This is a genomic window from Streptomyces sp. SID10853, assembly GCF_010548145.1.
GTDB lineage: Bacteria > Actinomycetota > Actinomycetes > Streptomycetales > Streptomycetaceae > Streptomyces.
In genome coordinates this window covers 1-4,693 of the sequence record NZ_JAAGLN010000362.1, presented here as the reverse complement: position 1 = coordinate 4,693, position 4,693 = coordinate 1, and the positions used below count along the sequence as shown (strand labels likewise).

Annotated in this window: 2 protein-coding genes and 1 pseudogene; 2 read left to right on the top strand and 1 reads right to left on the bottom strand. The window is 71.7% G+C overall.

Annotated features, from left to right (window positions below; genetic code table 11):
- A pseudogene (locus tag G3I19_RS34620) lies at positions 1 to 1,414 on the top strand (hypothetical protein); the annotation flags it as partial.
- A 65-nt stretch (positions 1,415 to 1,479) separates the two neighbouring features.
- Here G3I19_RS34620 and G3I19_RS34615 read toward each other — a convergent pair.
- A complete protein-coding gene (locus tag G3I19_RS34615; RefSeq protein WP_239075029.1) occupies positions 1,480 to 1,905 on the bottom strand; it encodes a hypothetical protein in 426 nt (141 codons plus the stop codon).
- Positions 1,906 to 2,282: 377 nt separating this feature from the next.
- On the opposite strand from G3I19_RS34615, the gene G3I19_RS34610 reads away from it, so the two are divergent.
- Positions 2,283 to 4,693, top strand: a 2,411-nt coding sequence (locus G3I19_RS34610; RefSeq protein ID WP_164267662.1) for a nitrate- and nitrite sensing domain-containing protein, incomplete at its 3' end; no start/stop codon positions are given.

The window sequence follows — 4,693 nt, the reverse complement described above, 5'->3', positions numbered from 1 at the left end:
CGAACAGCTCGGCCGGCTGCGCGGCGAGGCCGAGCGGCTGGCCCCCGCGGACGGCGCGGACGCGCACACCGAACTGCCCGGCGAACTGGCCCCGGCCGACGCGGACGCCGCACAGGCCCTGCTGCGCACCGCCACCGCCGAACTGGGCTCCCGCACCGACGCGTTGGAGACCTCCCGCGCCGCCCACGCCGAACTGCTCCGCGCCCACCGGGCCTCGGAGGAGGCAGCAGGCGGCTTCGACGAATCGGCGGCCCTGCTGCGGGACCTGCTCCGCGACCCGCACCAGGACGACGAGAGCACGGACTCCGCGCCGCCCGAGCCGTACCCCGGCAGCCAGGAGGAGGCCCGCGAGTCGGCCGCCGAGGCCCGCCGCTCACTGCGCGGCTGCGCCGGTGACCTGTCGGCCGCCGAGTCGGCGGTGCGGGAGGCGAGCGACATCCTCGTACGGCATGCCAACGCCACCCGCTTCGAGCAGGTCCGCACCCCGGCTCGCCAGCAGATCCGCGAACTGCCCGCCGCCGCGCTGCCCGAGCACGCCGAGAAGTGGGCGGCGGCCTTCGCCCCCCGGCTGCGGGTGCTCACCGACGAGCTGGAGCAACTGGAGCGCAACCGCGACTCGATCGTCGACCGGCTGCGCGGCCTGGTGGAGTCCGCGCTCACCACACTGCGCTCCGCCCAGCGGCTCTCCCGGCTGCCCGAGGGCCTCGGAGAGTGGTCGGGCCAGGAGTTCCTGCGGATCCGCTTCGACGAGCCGGACCAGGCCACCCTCGCCGAACGGCTCGGCGACGTCATCGACGAGGCGACCAGCGCGGCCCTGAAGAAGAACTCGGATCTGCGCAGGGACGGGATGTCGCTGCTGCTGCGCGCCGTGCACGCGGCGCTCGAACCCAAGGGGGTGGCCGTCGAGATCCTCAAGCCGGACGCCGTACTGCGGGCCGAGCGGGTCCCCGTCGGGCAGATGGGCGACGTCTTCTCCGGCGGACAGCTGCTCACCGCCGCGATCGCCCTCTACTGCACGATGGCCGCCCTGCGCAGCAACGACCGGGGCCGCGACAAGCACCGGCACGCCGGCACGCTCTTCCTCGACAACCCGATCGGCCGGGCCAACGCCACCTATCTGCTGGAGCTCCAGCGTGCGGTCTCGGACGCTCTCGGCGTCCAGCTGCTCTATACGACGGGGCTGTTCGACACCACGGCGCTCGCCGAATTCCCCCTGGTCATCAGGTTGCGCAATGACGCGGACCTCAGGGCAGGGCTGAAGTACATCAGTGTGGAGGAGCATCTGCGGCCGGGTCTCCCGCAGCAGGACCCGGGCGGGGAGCAGGTGCACGGCGAGATCACGGCGACCCGGATGTTCAAACGAGCCGAGCCGGTCCAGAGCGCCCAGCCGGTCGAGGGCGACCGGACGGCCTGAGCCGCTCAGGGCAGGGCCAAGCCGCTCAGGGCAGGGCAGGGCCGAGCTGGGCTGGGGCGAGCCGCTCAGGGCTGGGGCGACAGCCGGGTGGTGCGGTTGGTGGCGGGTATTCGCTCGGCGTCGTGGTCGTGCTCCTGGCGGCGGGCCGCACGCCGTGCCGCCCGGCGCTCCTTGCGGAGCCGACGGGCCGTACTGCTGGGGGAGGACGTCACGCCGTGCCGCTGGTTCCACACCTGGCGGGTGATCCAGACGTCCAGCACCGCCCAGGTCGCGACGACCGTACTCGCCACACTGCTCAGCACCATCGGGAAGGCCAGCCAGGAGCCCGCCACGGTGGACAGGAAAGCCGTCACCGCCTGTATCAGCGTCACGGACACGATGAGCACGGCACGCACCGCGCTCCCACGCACCGGATCCGGCAGCCGGTACCGCCCGACCGGCTCCTCGACCCACAGTGTCCGCAGGGGGGCCTCGCCCTCTTCGATGGCCATGCTCACTTCACCCTCGACCTTCACGCCTCGGCGCTGTCCGACTCCAGAACGGATGCCCGGCTTGGGTCGGTTCAAGCGTCCCCGCCCGTGGTGCGCCCCTCGTACGCAATGACGAACAACTCCCGTCAAAGATTCCCGCCGTCCATAGAATTCCAGCCATCTGCGCAGGGGTGGAAAGTGCCGTCCTGCCGGGGTTATCTCACCGGATCAGGGAAGACGATCTGCTGGGATACCGGGACATCGCATGATCAACTCCCCTGTGAGAGGCTGAAAATAGTCCGGACGTCTCTTCGAGTTGCCTGTGCGGCAGTAGTAGGCTCACGCCGTTTGTTGACGGAACACCACCCCCGCGGGGCGGGGTTGAGCTGGGGGAGGCCATGCGCTTTCGCGGGAAGTCCATCCGCAGGAAGATCGTGGCGCTGTTGCTGGTCCCACTTGTCGCGTTGACGGCGATCTGGACGTTCTCCGTCTATCTCACCGGCCGGGACGCCCTGCAACTGATGCGCACGGGAACCGTCTACAAGAGTGTGGCGCATCCGCTGGTCGACTCCCTCCGGGAGGTCCAGCAGGAACGTTCCCTGACTCTGCGGCAGCTGGTCGATCCCGGAGCGTCCGACATCCAGTCCGCCCTGCGGACCCAGCGCGAGAAGACCGACGCGGCCGTGGCCGGGCTGCGCGGCAGCTCCGGGCGGAGCGACGCGCGCTCCGCGCTGGGCGGGAAGTCCGGACGCCAGCTGAGCACCGTCCTCGACGGGTTCGCCGGCCTCGGCTCGCTGCGCCAGAACGCAGGGAACCACGAGGTGACCCGCCGCGAGGCGTACGACCAGTACAACCGGCTCTGCGACCAGGTCCTCGACTTCCTTGCCGGCCTGCCCACCCTGCAGAACTCCGGCCTCGACAAGGAGGCCCGCGGCCTCGTCGGTATCTCCAGGGCCCGCGAGTCCCTCTCGCGTGAGGACGCCCTCCTCGGCTCCGCCCTCACATCGGGACGGCTCGACCCCCACGACCTGCGCGACATCTCGGACCTCGTCACGGCCCGAAAGATGTACTACACGGTCAGCCTGCCCTCGCTGCCGGGCCAGGGCGGTGACGCGTTCAACGCGTACTGGAGCGGCCCCGCGACCATCCCGGTACGCACCGCCGAGTCGACGGCGATCAGCAAGAACCCCGGCAGCTCCACCATCACCGGCTCAGCCTCCCGCTGGAGCACCGACGCCGGCCGCACCCTCAGCCATCTCGACACGCTGGACACCCGGGCCCGCGAGGACTTCCAGGGCCGGGTGAAGCCCGCGGTCGTCGGCGTCTTCGCCAAGGCGGGGATCGCCGCGCTGCTCGGCATCGGCGGACTGCTGGTGTCCCTCGTGGTGTCCGTACGCATCGGACGCGAACTCATCCGCGACCTCAGCCGGCTGCGCAAGGAGGCGCACGAGGTCTCCGGGGTGCGGCTGCCCGCCGTGATGCGCCGGCTCGCAGCCGGGGAACAGGTCGACATAGAGACCGAGGCGCCCCGCCTGGAGTACGCGAAGGACGAGGTCGGCCAGGTCGGCCTGGCCCTCAACACCGTGCAGCGCGCGGCGGTCGAAGCCGCTGTGCGCCAGGCCGATCTGCGCCGCGGGGTCTCCGATGTCTTCGTGAACCTCGCCCGCCGCAACCAGGTCCTGCTGCACCGCCAGCTGACGCTGCTCGACAGCATGGAACGGCGTACGGAGGACACCGAGGAGCTCGCCGACCTGTTCCGCCTCGACCACCTCACGACCCGTATGCGCCGGCACGCCGAGGGCCTGGTGATCCTCTCCGGGGCCTCCCCGTCCCGGCAGTGGCGCAAGCCCGTCCAGCTGATGGACGTCGTACGCGCGGCGGTCGCCGAGGTCGAGGACTACGAACGGATCGAGGTACGGCGGCTGCCGAGGATCGGGGTCGGCGGCCCCGCTGTCGCCGACCTCACCCACCTCATCGCCGAACTCCTGGAGAACGCCACGGTGTTCTCGCCGCCGCACACAGCGGTGCAGGTACTGGGCGAGCGCGTCGCCAACGGCTTCACCCTGGAGATCCACGACCGCGGACTCGGAATCGCGGCCGACGCGCTGCTCGACGCCAACCTCCGGCTCGCCGAGACCCCCGAGTTCGAGCTGTCGGACACCGACCGGCTCGGCCTCTTCGTGGTGAGCAGGCTCGCGCAGCGGCAGAACGTGCGGGTCTCGCTCCAGCCCTCGCCGTACGGCGGCACCACCGCGGTCATCTTCATCCCGGTGGCGCTGCTCACCGACGCGTCCGACCTCGACGACACCCCGGACGCGGAAACCACGGCCGCCGGATCAGGACCCGACGGCGCCGGTTTCCGCGCGGACCGGCGGTCCGGGCACCGGAACGGCTCGCGCTCCGGGCTCGCGCCGGTGCCGGCCGCCGGGCGGACACCGGTCTCCGTGATCGACGGTCCTGTCGAACTGGAGCCGCCCGTGGACTCGTTGACGTTCGACGACAGCGGTGACCTGGCCGACGACGAGGACAGCACACCGGGCGGGATCTTCCGCCACCGCGCGGTGGCGCCGGCACCCGACCAGCACCAGCAGACGCCCGACGAAGCAGCGGCGCCCCGGAGCGCCACCCGGCCCGCCGCCGGCCCCGTCGGACTGCCCAGGCGCCGCAAACCCGGTCAGCCGACCCTGGTCTCCGACCACGGCCGCAGGGTCGACATCCCGGAATCCACCCGGCAGGAGCCCGCGCGGCCGGATTCCGTGCGGCCGGAGCCCGCCCGGCCCGAATCGCGCAGGCCCGAATCCCAGCGGCC